At 42.7% G+C, this 17,806-nt stretch carries 15 protein-coding genes and 1 other annotated feature; of the genes, 2 read left to right on the top strand and 13 right to left on the bottom strand.

Translation table 11 applies throughout. The annotated features are described in order from the left end of the window. Positions 1–281: 281 nt before the first annotated feature. From CSV73_RS05245 to zapA, 5 genes are all read right to left on the bottom strand, one after another. Entirely contained in the window at positions 282–695 is a 414-nt protein-coding gene (locus CSV73_RS05245; protein WP_029052954.1) for a DUF350 domain-containing protein, read from the bottom strand. A 63-nt stretch (positions 696–758) separates the two neighbouring features. Next, a complete protein-coding gene (locus tag CSV73_RS05240) occupies positions 759–3,116 on the bottom strand; it encodes an endonuclease MutS2 (protein ID WP_099626808.1) in 2,358 nt (785 codons plus the stop codon). A gap of 16 nt (positions 3,117–3,132) precedes the next feature. After that, on the bottom strand, positions 3,133–4,839 hold the full coding sequence (gene polX / locus CSV73_RS05235; protein ID WP_099626807.1) for a DNA polymerase/3'-5' exonuclease PolX: 1,707 nt from the start codon (positions 4,837–4,839) through the stop codon (positions 3,133–3,135). Between the two features lie 86 nt (positions 4,840–4,925). Then, complete coding sequence (locus tag CSV73_RS05230; RefSeq protein ID WP_085131153.1) at positions 4,926–5,465, bottom strand: CvpA family protein; 540 nt, start codon at positions 5,463–5,465, stop codon at positions 4,926–4,928. 10 nt (positions 5,466–5,475) lie between these two features. Then, positions 5,476–5,736 (bottom strand): cell division protein ZapA, encoded by a 261-nt coding sequence (zapA, locus tag CSV73_RS05225; protein WP_085131154.1) that lies wholly within the window; start codon positions 5,734–5,736, stop codon positions 5,476–5,478. Positions 5,737–5,908: 172 nt separating this feature from the next. Between zapA and rnhC the strand changes: the two genes are divergently transcribed. Then, positions 5,909–6,838 (top strand): ribonuclease HIII, encoded by a 930-nt coding sequence (gene rnhC, locus CSV73_RS05220; protein WP_099626806.1) that lies wholly within the window; start codon positions 5,909–5,911, stop codon positions 6,836–6,838. Positions 6,839–6,901: 63 nt separating this feature from the next. Here the strand turns inward: rnhC and pheT are convergent, their stop codons facing one another. From pheT to CSV73_RS05205, 3 genes are all read right to left on the bottom strand, one after another. Beyond that, a complete protein-coding gene (pheT, locus tag CSV73_RS05215) occupies positions 6,902–9,313 on the bottom strand; it encodes a phenylalanine--tRNA ligase subunit beta (RefSeq protein ID WP_099626805.1) in 2,412 nt (803 codons plus the stop codon). A 12-nt stretch (positions 9,314–9,325) separates the two neighbouring features. Further along, the gene (gene pheS, locus CSV73_RS05210; protein ID WP_085131157.1) at positions 9,326–10,363 is read right to left on the bottom strand and encodes a phenylalanine--tRNA ligase subunit alpha; all 1,038 of its coding nucleotides are present in this window, start codon (positions 10,361–10,363) and stop codon (positions 9,326–9,328) included. 74 nt (positions 10,364–10,437) lie between these two features. Next, positions 10,438–10,676: a binding site (T-box leader), on the bottom strand. Positions 10,677–10,729: 53 nt separating this feature from the next. Then, positions 10,730–11,500, bottom strand: coding sequence for a TrmH family RNA methyltransferase (locus tag CSV73_RS05205; RefSeq protein ID WP_099626804.1), 771 nt, complete (start codon positions 11,498–11,500; stop codon positions 10,730–10,732). A gap of 83 nt (positions 11,501–11,583) precedes the next feature. On the opposite strand from CSV73_RS05205, the gene sspI reads away from it, so the two are divergent. After that, entirely contained in the window at positions 11,584–11,799 is a 216-nt protein-coding gene (sspI, locus tag CSV73_RS05200) for a small acid-soluble spore protein SspI (RefSeq protein ID WP_085131159.1), read from the top strand. A gap of 315 nt (positions 11,800–12,114) precedes the next feature. Here sspI and CSV73_RS05195 read toward each other — a convergent pair whose 3' ends face one another. From CSV73_RS05195 to CSV73_RS05175, 5 genes are all read right to left on the bottom strand, one after another. Then, the gene (locus tag CSV73_RS05195) at positions 12,115–13,737 is read right to left on the bottom strand and encodes a long-chain fatty acid--CoA ligase (RefSeq protein WP_099626886.1); all 1,623 of its coding nucleotides are present in this window, start codon (positions 13,735–13,737) and stop codon (positions 12,115–12,117) included. Positions 13,738–13,962: 225 nt separating this feature from the next. Continuing rightward, positions 13,963–14,421: a small multi-drug export protein gene (locus CSV73_RS05190; protein ID WP_099626803.1), complete on the bottom strand. Its 459-nt coding sequence runs from the start codon at positions 14,419–14,421 to the stop codon at positions 13,963–13,965. 105 nt (positions 14,422–14,526) lie between these two features. After that, positions 14,527–15,492 (bottom strand): ornithine carbamoyltransferase, encoded by a 966-nt coding sequence (argF, locus tag CSV73_RS05185; RefSeq protein WP_233202840.1) that lies wholly within the window; start codon positions 15,490–15,492, stop codon positions 14,527–14,529. Between the two features lie 146 nt (positions 15,493–15,638). Beyond that, the gene (locus CSV73_RS05180) at positions 15,639–16,724 is read right to left on the bottom strand and encodes a M42 family metallopeptidase (RefSeq protein WP_099626801.1); all 1,086 of its coding nucleotides are present in this window, start codon (positions 16,722–16,724) and stop codon (positions 15,639–15,641) included. A gap of 48 nt (positions 16,725–16,772) precedes the next feature. Further along, complete coding sequence (locus tag CSV73_RS05175) at positions 16,773–17,759, bottom strand: diaminopimelate dehydrogenase (protein WP_099626800.1); 987 nt, start codon at positions 17,757–17,759, stop codon at positions 16,773–16,775. Positions 17,760–17,806: the final 47 nt, after the last annotated feature.

Here is a 17,806-nt window from a genome sequence, read left to right as displayed (position 1 = left end):
TATAAATGCCTCTTAGTCTATGTGAGTGTAATGACTATTATACATTTTTAAGAGTTTGAGAAGCTGGCCATGCGAAGCGGGGAGGCAATTTGTGCTTCAATCCCCTCGTAAACACTAAACAATCCTCCGTTTAGTTTTGATCTTTTACGTTTTAAATGTAAAAAACACACCAAGACCGAGGTCAAGGTGTGTTGGTGACAAGCCAGTATACTCCGACAAGGACGAAGAGTACACAGACTACTAATAATATCTTAATTAATCTTTCCATAATATGCGGTCTCCTATGAAATACTGGCGCCGATGACGAATGACAGACCTACCGAAATGCAGAGTGAGATGAAGCCGACGGAGCGGTTGTCCGCTTGAATCTCCTCGTCCACTTTAAACTTCGGTGTCAGGAATTCGAACAGCAAGTAGGCAAAGACAAGAAGCACGAAACCGAATAAGCCCCAGCCCATCATCTGCGGCAAACTGTTGTGCTGCTCGATTGAATAGCGGAAAATATTTGCGACACCAAATATCTTTCCGCCTGTCGCCATCGCCACTGACAAGTTTCCTTTACGAATCTCTTCCCAGTTTTTATATTTTGTTACAATTTCAAATAGCACCATCGACACGATCAAGCACAGTGTAACGACACTGAAATACCCGGCCGTCTCAACCAATGGATGACTCCAAAATCCCGTATGATTCATAACGCTACACCTTCTTTATGTTCTCTTGCTTGTCATACGATCCAAGCAGCTGAAAGGTTTCATTTATTTTAATTCTACTACAGTAACGCCACTTCCGCCTTCGCTTGCTTCACCAAAGCGATAGGATTTCACGCGTGAATGTTTTTTCAAGTATTGTTGAACACCTTGTCGAAGTGCCCCCGTTCCTTTACCGTGAATAATGTTCACTTGATGGTAGTTGGACAATAACGCGTCATCAATATACTTCTCAGTGCGTACTAGAGCATCTTCATATCGTTCACCACGTAAATCGAGCTCCATTTTCACATGCTCAGAACGACCTTTTACTGCTGAGACTGTGACATGTTTCTTTTCTTTCTCAGGCTTCGTATATTGCAGTCCAGACTCCTGTAATTTCATCTTCAAAATACCAATTTGAACGATCCATTCTTTATCTGAAACCTTCTCAACAAGAGTTCCCTTTTGTCCGTATGCGAGTACTTTTACTTCGTCCCCTATTTGTAATGGACGAGGTCCCGCTTGTGCTTTAATGGTTTTCTTTTTCTTTTCTTCAGGTGCCGCGCCTTCCAAACGCTTTCGGGCTTCTATTAGCTCATGCTCTTTGACACTAGCTCCGGCATTCATTCGTAAAGCACGTAAGTCTGAAATAACCGCTTCGGATTCTGTCTTTGCCTGATCCACGATTTTTTTTGCTTTCTCTTTGGCTGCTTCTGTTAAACGGTCTTTTTGCTCTTCGAATTCTTGGAGTTTATCGTGTAATTCTTTTTTCAGCTTCTCTGTTTCCAAAAGTACGTCATGTGTTCGTTCAGCATCTTTTTCGGATTGTACACGGCTCGTTTCAAGAGAAGCGATCATAGAATCTACTTCTCCACGATTTTCTCCGGTGAAACTCTTTGCACGATCTATTACATGACTTTGTAAACCTAATCGTTTAGAAATTTCAAACGCATTACTTCGTCCCGGTACACCGATTAGTAAACGATAGGTAGGACTCAACGTATCAATGTCGAATTCAACACTCGCATTGGTCACACCCGCCCGGTTAAAGCTATACGCTTTTAATTCTGGATAATGAGTCGTTGCCATTACACGTGCGCCAGTACCATGCACTTCATCCAGAATGGATATGGCAAGAGCAGCACCTTCTTGAGGATCCGTCCCTGAGCCTAATTCATCGAATAATAATAGAGAGCGATCATCGAACTTCTTCAATATATTCACGATGTTGACCATATGGGAAGAAAATGTACTCAAGCTCTGTTCAATCGATTGCTCATCCCCGATATCTGCATAAATCGAATCAAAGACAGCAATTTCAGAACCGTCAAGTACTGGAATAGGCAGACCTGATTGTGCCATCAACGTGCAAAGTCCCACTGTTTTTAGCGTAACGGTCTTCCCACCTGTATTTGGACCAGTGATCACAATCGTCGTAACGTCTGTACCAAATTCAATCGTATTCGCTACCGCTTCATTAATAGGTAGGAGTGGGTGACGCGCTTTAGAGAGACGCATATAGCCATCCGCGTTAACGGCTGGTTTCGTACATTTATTGGCAGTACCGTATTTCGCTTTCGCTAAAATGACATCAACTTCTGCCAATAGCTGTACTAATGTGAATAACTCATGAGCAATTTCTTGAACACTTGCAGACAAGGCAAGCAAAATCTTTTCGACTTCTTCCTGCTCTTTAACTTTCAGTTCACGAATCTCGTTATTTGCCTGAACGACTGCATCCGGTTCGATGAATAATGTTTGGCCAGATGAAGACATATCGTGAATAACACCGCCATAGTGAGAACGATATTCCGCTTTAACGGGAATACAATAACGATCATTACGCATCGTTACGATTGCGTCAGAAAGCATTTTCGATGCGTTCTTCCCTTTAGTATAACTTTCAAGACGTTCACGCACACGGCTTTCTTGGATACGTAAGCTCTGACGAATCGAACGTAACGCGGATGATGCACTGTCCATCACTCGACCATTATCATCGATTGCTGCATTAATTTCATGTTCGATTGCTGTCAAGACCGGCATCGCTTCTTTACGGGCGATTAAATGAGGAATAGAAATCTCGCCTTCAGTTGCAACAGCTTCTAAAAACTGACGAAGAATTCTGCTGGCACGGATAGTATCTGCAATTTCCACCAGTTCCATTGCGCTTAACATTCCACCAATTTGCGCTCGTTTCGCATGGGATCGTATATCATGGATTCCACCCATCGGGACATTCCCACGGATTCGTAGAAGCGCCAAACCTTCATCTGTTTCCTCAAGTAACCGATTGACATCTTCCAGACTTTTTGAAGGTACTAATTGCTCTATATGTGCACGGCCCACAATGGACGTACATTGTGCCGCTACTTGTTGAATGATTTTATCAAATTCAAGTGTTTTTAAGACACGCTTTTCCAATGTCTTACACTCCCTTTCATTTACGAATCACTTTCTCAATAAATGTTTCAAGTGGCCATGTGTTGATTACCTGCTCAGCAGGAAGCCAAGCTTTTTGTGCATATTCCACGCCAATCGGCATAATATCAAGTTGTTCTGTCGCGTGCGCATCTGTATTGATCGCAATATTGACACCAGCTTTCATAGCTTGGATTACATGTTCTGTGCGCAAATCCAAACGATATGGACTTGCGTTCACTTCAAGTATTTTGCCGTATTCGCTCGCCCATTTGATGAGTTGCTCGATGTCTGGATTATATCCTTCACGTTGACCAATAATACGGCCTGTCGGGTGGGCAATCATGTGCACGTGTGGATTTTTACATGCAGCATGTAGGCGCTCCATAATCTGCTCCTGTGGTTGATTGAAACTAGAGTGAATGGATGCAATGACAAAGTCAAGTTGCTCTAGAATCTCATCTTCAAAATCTAATTTTCCATCCGGTAGAATATCCATCTCGGTTCCACAGAATACTTCAATGTCATCATACTTCGCGTTCACTTCACGTATTTCTTCAATTTGCTGTAATAGACGCTCAGGTGTTAAACCATTTGCCACTTTTAAATACTGCGAATGATCGGTGATGACCAGATGTGAATAGCCTTTTGCACGACAAGCTTCCACCATCTCTTCTATTGAATGCCCGCCATCTGACCAAGTAGTATGCATATGAAGATCGGAACGAATCAGTTCAGGCGTGACAAGTTTAGAAATCTCACTTGCCCGATCGAGTTCCGTACCGTCCTTGCGGATACTTGGTGGAATAAATGGCAAATCAAAATGAGCAAAGAATTCTTTTTCACTAGAAAATGTCTGTACATGGCCTGATTCATCTTCTACACCGTATTCACTAATTTTCTGTTTACGGTTTTTAGCCAACTGGCGCATCCGTATATTATGCGCGGCAGAGCCAGTAAAGTGATGAAGTGCTGTCGCGAATTGGTCTTCAGTGACAAAACGAAAATCTGCATCGATTGGGTGTTCTGTATCAAGCGAAATCGATAGTTTAGCATCGCCTGCTGCGATCACTTTTTCTATTGGTAACGCCGCTAAGATTTTTTCACGAACAATTTGCGGTTTGTTCGTTACGAGAATCCAGTCCACATCCGAACTTTCTTCTTCGCGCCTACGATAACTGCCCGCTACTTGAAACTTCTGAATTTCATCAATCAACTGTAGTTCAGCCTGAACGATATCCACGATTTTCGCCACTTGCCAAATCGGTGTCTTGCCCGAACGATTTGCGAGTATTTCCATTTCACGCAATAAGTTTTCTTCTGTCTTTTTACCGAATCCCGGAATTTTGCTTACCTCTTGTCTTTCACAAGCTGCTTGAAGTGATTCAATCGAATCGATGTTCAACGCTTCCCGTAATTTGGCTATTTTCTTTCCGCCTAATCCAGGTATATTCAAGAGAGGAATCAAACCTTTTGGAACCTTCTCTTCAAGCTCCATCAAGACATCTGAAGTTCCTTTTTCCATTAAATCCGTAATGACCGCACCGGTTCCTTTACCAATTCCCTTCAACGACAAGATATCATCCATCTCAGCGAGACTTCTTGTGTCCAATTCCAGAATCGAAGCGGCTTTCCTGAACGCAGCTACCTTAAAATGGTTTTCTCCTAGTAACTCCATATATAATGCAATTTTTTCAAATGTACGAATGATCGTCTTTTTATTCAAGTTAGTGTCCTCCCCACTCTTTTAAAAAAGCTTCCACGCGTTCGGGAAGCTTTTGGTTCATATGTACAGTACATTATTTACAAGCGTTAGCCTAGATAAACGAACCACCAATTTCTTATTGCCGAGGAAATAATTGGTGTATGTTCGAATATTGCTTTTGCCAGCAATGAATGACTTAATGAGTTTTGAATGACTTCAGCAGGAAGCATCGCAAGTAAAGATAATAAGAAAAAGATGATGACGTAGAATTCAATAAAGCCCAGTCCAGCCCCAATTAGACGTGCGCCGAAACCAAGAATCGGAATATGCTTGATAAAATCCAACATAGAACCAACGAATTGCAAAATCAGCTTCATTCCGATAAAAATTAAAATAAATGCGATCAAACGATAAAACGTCATATCCATATCCAAGTTTTCGAACGTCCAGCTAAGTGTATCAACTGCAGTTGCCCCCGGATATGGTATCCATAATATTAATTTTTCTGCAAATGGCTTGTAGAACTTATACGCCACGATTACCGATACAATCAATCCTAACATATGGATGAGCTGTACGATGAATCCGCGTCTAAAACCCGCAATCAAGCCGCCTACAAGCAGTAAAATAATGAGTAAATCTATCATGTTTCGCTCCTCAACCCTTCAGTTTTTTCACTTCATCTTCTAATTCTTTTACTCTCTCTTGTAATTTTAGAAATTCATGCACATTATTTACCGCCGTCAGAACAGCAATCCTTTTGCTGTCGAGATGTCGATTATGCTTACTAATTTCGCGCATTTTTTCATCAACGAGCGAGGCCACATAACGCACATGTGAAGATGGTTCCGTACCAACAACTGTATATGTTTGTCCGTAGATTTCAACTGTCACTCTTGCCCTTTTAGTGTCCGCCATTTTTATGCCCTCCCCTAAAAACCCTCTCATAATCATACCATGAAAATCAAGTACTTGTGAATCAATTATACCTCTTATTGACACGAGGTTCGAATTTCAGACATTTTCTTCATTAGAAACTCTTGTTTCAGGTATACTGAGAAATAGATCATTTCAAGGAGTGGGTAAATAAATGAGTAATCAGGTCATTGTCCTGTCTGAAAAAGAAATGCCGGAAGTACTTCGCTTCTATGAAACAAATAAAGTCACTCGTAATGCACCAGGTGTCATTTTCGCAGCTAAGATTGCGGATACGTCTATTACTGCTTACCGGTCTGGTAAAGTGTTGTTTCAAGGTGCAGGTGCAGACAGAGAGGCTGCACGTTGGGGAACTCTAGGAACTGTAACGAAAGTGACACCATCTGGAGCAAAAGGTGACACATTACCTGCAAATTTCGCATCGCTATCCGTTCTTGGCTCGGATGAGACGGGGACTGGGGATTTCTTCGGTCCTATCACAGTGGCCGCCTGTTTTGTCAGTAGTGACCAGATTGAATTGGTAAAGGAACTAGGAGTAAAGGATTCCAAACAACTTACAGATGCGTATATGCAGCAAATCGCAGATGATCTGAAACGAGTTGTAACATACTCTGTGCTGACGCTTGATAACATGAAATATAATGAGATTCAGAGCAGAGGATGGTCGCAAGGTAAGATCAAGGCTATTCTTCATAATCAAGCGCTTCAGGAAGTACTGGATAAAATGAGTCCTGTCTTACCGGAACACATTCTCATTGACCAGTTTGCGGATCGACGTGTCTATTATAATTATCTAAAGGATGAATCTAGTATTATCCGAGACAAAGTGCTGTTTTCGACAAAAGCAGAAAATCTCCACGTATCGGTAGCCACTGCTTCTATTCTGGCACGGGTTGCATTCCTTGAAGCAATGGATCAATTAAGCAGTCAAGCTGGTGTGACATTACCAAAAGGTGCTGGACCTAAAGTGGATCAAATAGCTTGTCAAATCATCCGTAAAAAAGGAGAGCCATTTCTACACACCATCACAAAAGTACATTTCGCCAATACACAAAAAGCATTGAAACTCGCTTATAAAAAATAATAGGACTGCAATTAAATAAAGCAGGCTACCTGTCAGAAAACTGATAGATAGCCTGCTTATTTATTATGATCGGAGTTGTGCGTTCGCTTGTACAGTTAACGCGTCCAATACTTTACTATGCGCCTGTACTACGTCTTCATCCGTTAACGTACGCTCAGGATCGAAGTATGTCAGAGAGAACGCAACGGATTTTGTTCCTTCTTCTACGTTCTTCCCTTCGTACAAATCAAACAACTGAATTTTTTTCAGTAATTTGCCGCCTGCTTGCTGGATAATTTTCTCCAAGTTTGCTGCAGATGTGTCTCGGTCCACTACTAAGGCAATATCACGAGAGATGGAAGGGTAGCGCGGAACAGCTTCATACAAAAGCTCTTCCGTTGCAGTTTGCATAATAGCCTGCAAGTTCATTTCCATGACATATGTGTCCTGTAAGTCACGCTGTTTTTGAATGGTTGGGTGTACTTGACCGATGATACCCACTGACTGATCGTCCAACCATACTGTCGCTGTACGACCTGGGTGCATTTGATCTACTGTCGCTTTTGTGAATTGTAGTCGTTCTAGCAAACCTAACTGCTCAAACAATCCCTCCACAATTCCCTTCATGACGAAGAAGTCGACTTTTTTCGTTTCACCTTGCCATGCATGATGAACCCATTTGCCAGTCAATACGGCTGCAACGTGTTCGACTTCTTTCGGCAAACCATCTTCTTCTAAACCAAGGAAAACAGATCCTGTTTCATAAAGTGCAATCGATTCATTTCGACGAGCCACGTTATACGTTGTCGCATCGAGAAGGTGTGGAATGATGCTTTGACGTAGAACGCTGCGCTCTTCACTCATCGGCATAAGCAATTTCGTTACAGGAGCTGTCTCTAGCGCGAAAGCTTGCGCATCTTTCGGTGAAGCCAATGAATACGTCAAAGCTTGCGATAGACCTGCCGCTTCAAGGTATCTGCGGACAATACGACGCTTCGCCTGATAAGGAGTCAAACCGCCTGGTGTACTTTCTACGATGGGTAATGTTTTTGGAATTTCGTCGTAACCATAGAGACGCGCGATTTCTTCAATCATGTCTTCTTTGATTTTCAAATCTTGACGTCGTGTCGGAATATCCATTACGAGTTGCCCATTGATTAATTCTGTCGGGATTTGTAAACGATCCATAATCGTTTTCATTTCATCCATAGCTATCTTCATACCTAGACGATTATTTACATAGTCCGGTGAAAGAATAATTTTCTCGGATGTTTTGTCGAGTTCGTCGAACGTAACAGATCCTTCAAGAACTTCTCCACCTGCAAGGTCAGCCATCAATTGTGCCGCTCGCTCTGCTGCTTCTGCTACACGATTCGGATCCACACCTTTTTCAAAGCGTGTGCTTGCATCACTGCGTAAGCCGACTTCTTTAGAAGTTTGACGAACAGAACTTGGTGCAAAATACGCGGACTCGATGACAACTGTTGTCGTACCTTCATACACTTCTGAATTAGCGCCGCCCATTACACCCGCAAGTGCAACTGGCTCTTTGCCATTCGTTATGACTAGTTGCTGATCATTCAATGTGCGCTCTACTTGGTCAAGTGTTACGATTTTTTCGCCTTCATGAGCATGACGCACGACAATCTCTTTTGTTTCAAGACGATCATAGTCAAATGCGTGAAGAGGCTGACCATATTCCATCAATACGTAGTTCGTGATATCCACTACGTTATTATGCGGTCGGATACCCGCAGACATCAACGTGTTTTGCAACCACTGAGGTGATTCTGCAACTTTGACGTTCTTCACTACTTTTGCCACATACATGGGATTGTCTTCTGCTGCTTCTACAGAAATTTTCAAAACGTCTTGAGCTTTCTCAGCAGATTCTGAATACGTAATTTCTGGCAATTTAATATCTTTCGATAAAATCGCCCCTACTTCGTACGCAACGCCGAGCATACTTAATGCATCAGAACGATTTGGCGTTAAATCCAATTCCAAAATACGGTCGTACAATCCAAGATGCGTCAATGCGCTATCTCCAGCACGGACATCATTCGGTAACACATAGATTCCTTCTGCATACGCTTTAGGAACCAACTTTCCTTCTATACCGAGTTCTTGTAGTGAACAGATCATACCGTTAGACTCTTCACCACGAAGTTTCGCTTTCTTGATTTTCATTCCACCAGGCAGGACAGCTCCTGGTCGTGCGACAATAACATTTTGTCCTTCTGCGATATTTGAAGCTCCACAAATAATTTGTGAAATCTCTCCACCTACATCGACTTGACAAATATGTAATTTATCCGCCTCAGGATGCTTTACACAACTACTCACGTGTCCAATGACAATATGATCCATACCGAAAGAGCGATCGATGATGCCGTCTACTTCTATTCCAGAACGAGTGATTTTTTCTGCCAGTTCTTCTATGGACAGTTCGTTCCAATCTACGTAATTACTTAACCAATTTGTTGATACTAACATCCATATTCCTCCTTATGCCTCTGACCGGTAAAATTGTGATATAAACCGAATGTCATTTGTATAGAATTGACGAATATCTTCCACTCCGTATTTTAACATCGCAATTCTTTCCGCTCCCATACCGAATGCAAATCCTGTAACTTCTTCTGGATTATAGCCGGCCATTTCTAAAACGTTTGGATGAACCATACCCGCTCCTAAAATTTCGATCCAGCCTGTTTTCTTACAAACGTTACAACCTGTTCCGCCACACTTAAAACAAGAAATATCCATTTCAACTGAAGGCTCAGTGAATGGGAAGAAGCTTGGACGCAAACGGATTTCACGCTCAGCACCGAATAATTTCTTTGCCAATAAATCCAGTGTGCCTTTCAAGTCACTCATGCGGATGTTTTCGCCCACAACAAGTCCTTCAATCTGTGTGAATTGATGAGAGTGCGTCGCATCATCTGAATCTCGGCGGCATACTTTACCCGGACAAATGATTTTGATTTCAGCCCCATCTTTCGCTTCCATCGTACGCGCTTGGACAGGAGAAGTGTGTGTGCGCAATAAAATGTCTTCTGTAATATAGAAGGAATCTTGCATATCACGTGCCGGATGACCTTTTGGCAAGTTCAACGCTTCAAAGTTGTAATAATCCTTTTCTACTTCGGGACCTTCTGCGATCTCGTAGCCCATACTAATGAAAAAGTCTTCAATTTCCTCTACTACTCGTGTTATCGGATGATGATTGCCAAGTTCTATTGGACGGCCTGGCAATGTCACATCAATCGATTCATTTTCCAATTGTTCTTGGATCGCTTGCTGTTCAAGTGTTTCTTTTCGTTCTTCAAGAATTCCCGTTACACTTTCACGGATTTCGTTGACGAGCGCCCCCATCTTGGGACGTTCTTCAGCAGGTAGTTTACCCATTCCTTTTAACAGATCGGTAATCGGACCTTTTTTTCCGAGGTACGCTACGCGCACATCGTTCAATTCTTTGACAGTAGTAGATTCTTTAATTTTCAGCATTACCTGTTCTTTCAGTTCATGCAACTGTTCTTTCATGTGTACTTGCTCCTCTCTCTATTTCCGTGGGGGGAATTACGAAACTTTCCGGAAAACAAAAAACTCGCCCCTATAAAAGGGACGAGGTCGATTTCGCGGTACCACCCTGATTAGTTTGCATCAAAAAACAACGATGCAAAATCACTTGAATTGGAATAACGGTCCTATGCCGGCACGCCTTTACATGTTTGGTCCAAGCGCGCAGCTCGCGGGGTGAACTTCAATGGAGCATCGTTTTCCACACTTTCAGTCAAGGTGTGGAATCCCTGGTAAACGTGTCTCACCATTTACTTTTCCCGGTCATTGCTATTTTCTTTGATTCGCCTTCTAGTATACCGTAAATCGATTACGCCTTCAATAGAGATGTCAGTGCTGACGAAGTGTATACAACAAAATACCTGTAGCAACTGCCACATTCAGTGATTCCGCCTGACCGTACAACGGAATTTTCACTACCTGGTCGGCCTGGGATAGTAATTCGCTATCGACACCGCTGCCTTCATTTCCTACAAGTAGGGCAAATGAAGTGTGTGCTTGCAATTCATTGAGGGTAACAGCTTGCTGCAAACCGGTGCCAATGATCGGTACTTGTTGGTTTTTTAAACGATCTATCCAAACGGACAACTCTTCACGTACTACAGGAATATGGAAATGAGAACCTTGCGCGGAGCGAACCGTTTTCGGATTGAATGGATCTGCACATCCTTTACCTAAGATTACCGCATCCAGACCTGCTGCGTCTGCAGTACGAATCATCGTACCCATATTTCCTGGATCCTGTACAGCATCAATTAACAACACTCGCTTCCACTGATACTGATCTGTTTCTGCGTAGTGGGGTTGTCGACAATAGGCAAAAACACCTTGTGTCTGCTCTGTTTCGGAAATTTCCTTAGCGACTGCAGCTGTCAATTCAATAATTGGCGCTGTCCAATGTGCCGGAATTTCAATATCTTCGCGTACAAGTAATTGAATAACCAAATCGGGCTGTTTAATGGCTTCTTCGACAAGATGAAAACCTTCCACAAGGAACTCTTTTGTTTGATCGCGTTCCTTTCTAGTCGTAACTAATTTCTTCCAATGTTTCACTAATGAGTTTTGAGTTGATTCAATTCGTTTATTCAAGAGGCTGAACATCCTTTTTTTCTTTTTAGTGTATCAAATCGACGTATATTTAGCGACTTTTGTGGAAAAGATGAGAATAAAGGAGGCTGAAGAACATGAATTTCCAAATACGCGATGCGATCTCAGCAAACATGACAAACAATAGCTCCACTGACGTACGAGGTGTTATCGATGATGCCATTCAACGAGGCGAAGAACACCTATTACCTGGATTGGGTGTGTTTTTCGAGCAACTATGGAAACGGGCAGACGAAACAGAAAAAGTAGAAATCACTAACGAACTATCACAAGCATTCGCCCAAGCACAATAAAAGACCAGTAAAGAAAAGATAAACCCTTCACATTGATTAAAGTGTGAAGGGTTTATCTTTTGAACTATATTTTCTTATCATCGCATTTTTCAGAAAAAACGCTAGTGGACCGAAGTGTAAGGCGGCGACTCGGGGAGGATCAGCCCGATAGGTTAGACAACTAAAGGGAGCAAGAGCCGTAACGAAGGACGGCTTTTGCGAGTAAAAGCGAAGCGTTAGGAGCACTTCTTTGAACTTGCGACCTAGTTGGCTAACCGCGGGCCCTCCCGAACGCGTCCGCCTGGAATGCAGGGAAACGGTGCACCCGCGTGTCTTTTACTTCTTCGTATAGCGCTCTTTCAACTGATCACGCAAAGCCGCCTTCAAAAACTTCCCAACAGACGTCTTAGGAATCTCCTTGACAAACAAAATCTCATCCGGAATCCACCAACTCGCAAACTGCCCCTTTAGCGAATCTTTCAACTCTTGCACTTTCGCGTCACTCTCCGCCACATTCTCATTCAACACTACACAAGCCACCGGGCGCTCCATCCACTTCTCGTGCGGAACCGCAATTACCGCTGCCTCGTACACGTCGCCATGTGACATCAAAGCATTTTCCAAATCTACAGAAGAAATCCATTCGCCGCCACTCTTGATCAGGTCCTTCGTACGATCCATCAACTTCAAATAGCCATCCTCTGTCATAACCGCTATATCTCCTGTATAAAGCCAACCATCTTTAAACGCTTCTTCTGTACGCTCATCTTTATAATATTCACTTGCAATCCATGGGCCTCTGACAGTCAACTCACCCATCGTCAGACCGTCCCACGGTACTTCCCCTTCTTCATTGACTACACGAATATCAAGTCCCGGCATGACCAAGCCTTGTAACGCACGCATATCGATTCTCTCATCTACTGTCAAATTATCCATGGAAGAAGTTAATACAGATAAACTGACAAGTGGGGAAGTTTCCGTCATGCCATAGCCGACAATGAATGGAACTTTGTATTTCTCTTCATAAGTACGAATTAAGCCTTTTGGTGAAGCAGAGCCACCACACACAATAGCACGCAGTGAAGAGATATCACGTGGATTTTGTTCCAATTCTTTCAGTACAGCGAGCCAAATCGTCGGTACGCCTGCAGTAAGGGTTACTTTTTCACTTTCAATTAGATCAAGGAGTACCGTCGGATTAAATCCTGGTCCCGGCAAGACTTGTGTCGTGCCGTAGAAAACACTTGCGAACGGAATTCCCCATGCGTTGACGTGAAACATCGGTACAACGGACATGGCAATATCTCGTTCACACACTCCCATTGCATCCGATAATCCAAGTGCGTAACATTGTAGAACTAATCCCCGGTGCGTATAAATAACTCCTTTTGGTAGTCCTGTCGTGGCTGATGTGTAGCAAAGACCAGCTGGTGTATTTTCATCCAAATCTTGTGGATAGTCGTACTCATCTGAGGCACTTTCTAACAGTGCTTCATAGGAATGCACATTTTCTAGTGTAGTCTCAGGGATTTCTTTACTGTCCCCCATGACCACAAAATGTTTTACCGTTTTCAACATGGGTGCCATTTTTTCAAGATGAGGGAAAAATTCTGCGTCTACTAACAAGATTTCATCTTCTGCGTGATTGATAATATATATAATATGTTCAGGTGATAGTCGGATGTTGATCATATGCAGGATTGCACCCGTACAAGGCACCGCAAAATACGCTTCTAGATGACGGTGATGATTCCAAGCGAACGTCCCAACTTTCGTTCCATGCTCCATTCCTAACTGTGTCAGTGCATTCGATAGTTTACGTGTTCTCTTTGCCCATTCACGATACGTAAAACGCTGTATACGCTGTTCTCCTGTTCGTGAAATAACCATCTTGTTTGGAAAAAACCGCTCTGCGCGTGTAATAAATGTAGATAGAATCAGTGGTGTTTGCATCATATCCATCCGCTCCTCTTTCGTTTAGAAGTGAAATTATCAATCCGTCGTGCATATTCCAAAGCATGTCCTATTCATTTCAATGAAATCTATGCGCAGATGGAATGATTCTCAGAATGTACTCTATGCGCAAATAAACCACTCTATGAATACGTACTATCTTTACTTTCTGAATATAGTATACACATTATCAAACTATTCTGTCTACACGATTCAGCAGTATATCGCTTATCCTATTTTTTGACGAGTCCAAAAGAAGGCATCTACACCCAAAACGGTTAGTGTGCCAAAGACGATCGACCAAATAGCAAGGCTTAACAGCAACCAAAAAGCTGTTTGTGATTTAGATGAACCGAGGGCAAGTGCTAGGAATGCTGCCAGATGGGAGCCGATCAGTACTGGCCCGAGCAATGCTAGACCTGGAACACCAAAGCGTTTCCAAATTTTCTCCGCACGCTCTGTACGCTTTGACGGAGTTTTTACATCGGTTTTCTTTTTGCTTTCCCACCAGTTTTTCAATTTCTGAAAAACTATAATTTCAAGTACTATAGTGAAAGCGTTTCCTGCAAAACCAACCACTATAGCAGTTGGCGAAGACATCCCCCGTAGAATTCCCAAAGGAACCGCCACCAACACTTCAAATCCCGGAGCTGCACCCGCAAGAAATACAAGTAAATACGTAATCAACTATTTTCCTCCCCTATTCGGATTCCATTCAGTATATCAAATGTAAGATGGCACAACATAAAAAAACTGCTTTCCGAATTACCAGGAAAGCAGCTAATCGATTTATTATAGTAAAGATGCGAGGATCGCTTTTTGTGCATGCAGACGGTTTCCTGCTTGCTGGAATACATACGAGTTATTCCCGTCGATTACGGAAGTCGACACTTCTTCTTCACGGTGTGCTGGTAGACAATGCAAGAACACATAATCTTTTTTCGCATGGCCAACCAATTGATCATTGATCTGGAAGTCTTTGAAGTCTACTAGACGCTTCGCCGCTTCCTCTTCCTGCCCCATACTAGTCCAAACATCCGTATAAATTGCATCTGCATCAGTGGAAGACTCAATCGGATCGTACGTCGACGTCACGCTTCCACCATTCGACTCAGCAATTTTCTTCGCCTTTTCAAACAATCCTGCGTGGTATTCATATCCTTTAGGTGTCGCGACAGAAACATGCATGCCCATATGTGCACCGGCAATTACTAATGAATGCGCAACGTTGTTTCCGTCCCCAATATAGGAGAGTTTCAAGCCTTTCAAATCGCCTTTAACTTCTTTGATGGTTAGTAAATCCGCCATCGCCTGGCACGGGTGGAATAGATCAGTTAATCCGTTAATGATTGGGACTGAAGTATGTTCTGCCAATTCTTCCACCATTTTATGGGATTTCGCACGGATCATGACACCATCTAGAAACTCGGATAATACTTTTCCAGTATCTGAAACAGATTCTCCACGACCAATCTGTAAATCCCGTGCATTCATGAACAAACCATGTCCGCCCAATTGGATCATGCCTACTTCGAATGAAATACGCGTACGTGTAGAGTTCTTTTCAAAAATCATGCCTAGTGTCTTACCCGCCAAGATATCCGGTGTCTTACCAGCCAATGTATCTTGCTTCATGTCATATGCTAGTTGTATGAGATATGCAATTTCCTCACTAGAATAATCGAGCAGTGTTAAAAAGTCGCGTCCTTTTAAGCTATCCTTCTCTATGCCTGTAGTTGTTTGATTTGTCTTTACCATTTGTTGATCCCCTACCATCCATTTGAAGTATGTGTAAACTAGTATACAATTGTATATTTATGAAGTCAAATGAATCTTTATAACTTTTACTTTATTTCATTAAAAAACAGCGATGCTTTTTCGGCACCGCTGTGTGAGCGTATAAATTATTCAAATGTGATATTTTTCACTGTATTTGCGTCTAGGCGCTTAACTATTTCGACTAATAGTTTAACTGTATTCTCAAAATCTTGACGGTGAAGCATTGCCGCATGACTATGGATGTAGCGAGTCGGTATACAGATAGCCAATGTAGGAATTCCTGTTCCACTTACGTGGATTGACCCACCATCCGTTCCGCCACCGGACATCGTCGCGAATTGATACGGAATATTCAGCTCTTCTGCTGTATCGACTACGAAATTGCGTAATCCTCTATGAGATACCATCGAAGCATCATACAACAAGATCTGCGGACCCTCTCCCATTGTACCAACAGATTCCTTTGCTGTAATACCTGGTGTATCCCCAGCAATTCCTACATCTACTGCGAAACCGATATCCGGTTGAATTTTATTCGTCGCTGTTTTCGCTCCACGCAGACCTACTTCTTCTTGAATAGCACCTACACTATACAAACGATTCGGGTGCTTTTCACCTTTTAGCTGCTTCATCACTTCAATAGCGATGGCACAGCCGATACGATTATCCCATGCTTTTGCAAGCAAGTAATTTTCGTTTTTCATGACCGTGAATTCGAAGTACGGCACAATCATGTCGCCAGGAAGAACGCCCCATGAAAGAACTTCTTCTTTTGACTCTGCGCCTACGTCAATGAACATGTCTTTAATATCGACAGGTTTCTTGCGAGCTTCAGGCGGCAAAATATGTGGTGGCTTTGAGCCGATCACTCCTGTAATCGTTTCACCAGAACGTGTAACGATCGAAACACGTTGCGCCAACATGACTTGTGACCACCAGCCACCTACTGTCTGAAAGTAAATGAAGCCTTTGTCATCGATTCGTGTCAACATGAAGCCTACTTCATCCAAGTGCCCAGCGATCATAATCTTCGGTCCTTTTGCATCGCCTTCTTTGCTAGCGATCAGTGAACCTAATCCATCATGATCGATTTCATCTGCATATGGTTTGATGTGTTTCGTCATGACGTCTCGAGCTTCGCGTTCATTGCCCGGAATTCCTCGTGCATCTGTTAAGTCTTTTAACATCTCCAACGTCTCATCTAGTTTCATAAAAGATTCTGCCTCCTCATTCTACAATCCAATGTGATGACTCATGTATTACAGTAATTCTTTACGAATAGTTGCAGGTGATTTAGGTGATAACAACCCTGGTGCGATGTCATAGACTGTTTTCGCTCCAGTATCGCCTTTTTGCTGCAATTTATAAGCTGCTCTTGCATACGCGACTAAGACACTCGATGTAAATTCGGGATTGCTATCTAATTTAAGTGAGAATTCCATGACTTGATCTGTATGCTTCCCCGTGTTGCCGCTTCGAATGACGAAACCACCATGTGGCATCTTTGAATGATCAAGACGAAGTTCTTCTTCCGTAATAAAATGAACGGTCGTATCGTAGTCTGCGAAGTAGTCAGGCATGGTGACAATCGTTTCACGAACTCGATCTTCACTTGCACCTTCTTCAAGAACGACATAACATTCACGTGTATGTTTATCTTTAGTTGAAAGCTCAGGATGCTCACCGTTACGCACACGATTGATCGCGTCCTCAGCGGGCAATGTATACTGAACGCCTGCTTTCACACCGTCAACACGGCGCACTGCATCAGAGTGACCTTGGCTTAGTCCTTTCCCCCAGAATGTATAGGTTTCACCTTCAGGCAAAATGGATTCTCCCATTAAGCGGTTGATCGAAAATAAACCCGGATCCCAACCGACAGAAATAATGGCAGTAGTTCCAGCTTCTTTCGCTACTTCATCAACAGCTGCGAAGTACTCCGGAATCTTTGCATGCGTGTCAAAGCTATCTACTGTTGTAAAGTGTTTCGCAAGTGCCGGCCCTTGTTCAGGTAAGTCATTTTTAGATCCACCGCATAAAATCAATACATCAATATCTTCTTTAAAAGATTCAATTTCATCCAACTTATAGACAGGTACTTGCTCTGAAAGTAATTGTACGTCTTTCGGTTCTCTTCGCGTGAATACACCAACTAATGTCATATCTTTATTTTGACTGATAGCTGATTCTACTCCACGCCCTAAATTACCGTAACCAGCGATTCCTACTCGAATTTCTTTCGTCAAGATCACTCATCCCCTTTTTGTTTCTTGTTTACGTTTCTCATTTTACC

Origin of the sequence: Sporosarcina sp. P1 (assembly GCF_002743155.1) — a bacterium.
In the GTDB taxonomy this organism is placed as follows: Bacteria; Bacillota; Bacilli; order Bacillales_A; family Planococcaceae; genus Sporosarcina; species Sporosarcina ureae_B.
This window is presented reverse-complemented; position numbering and strand designations above follow the sequence as displayed.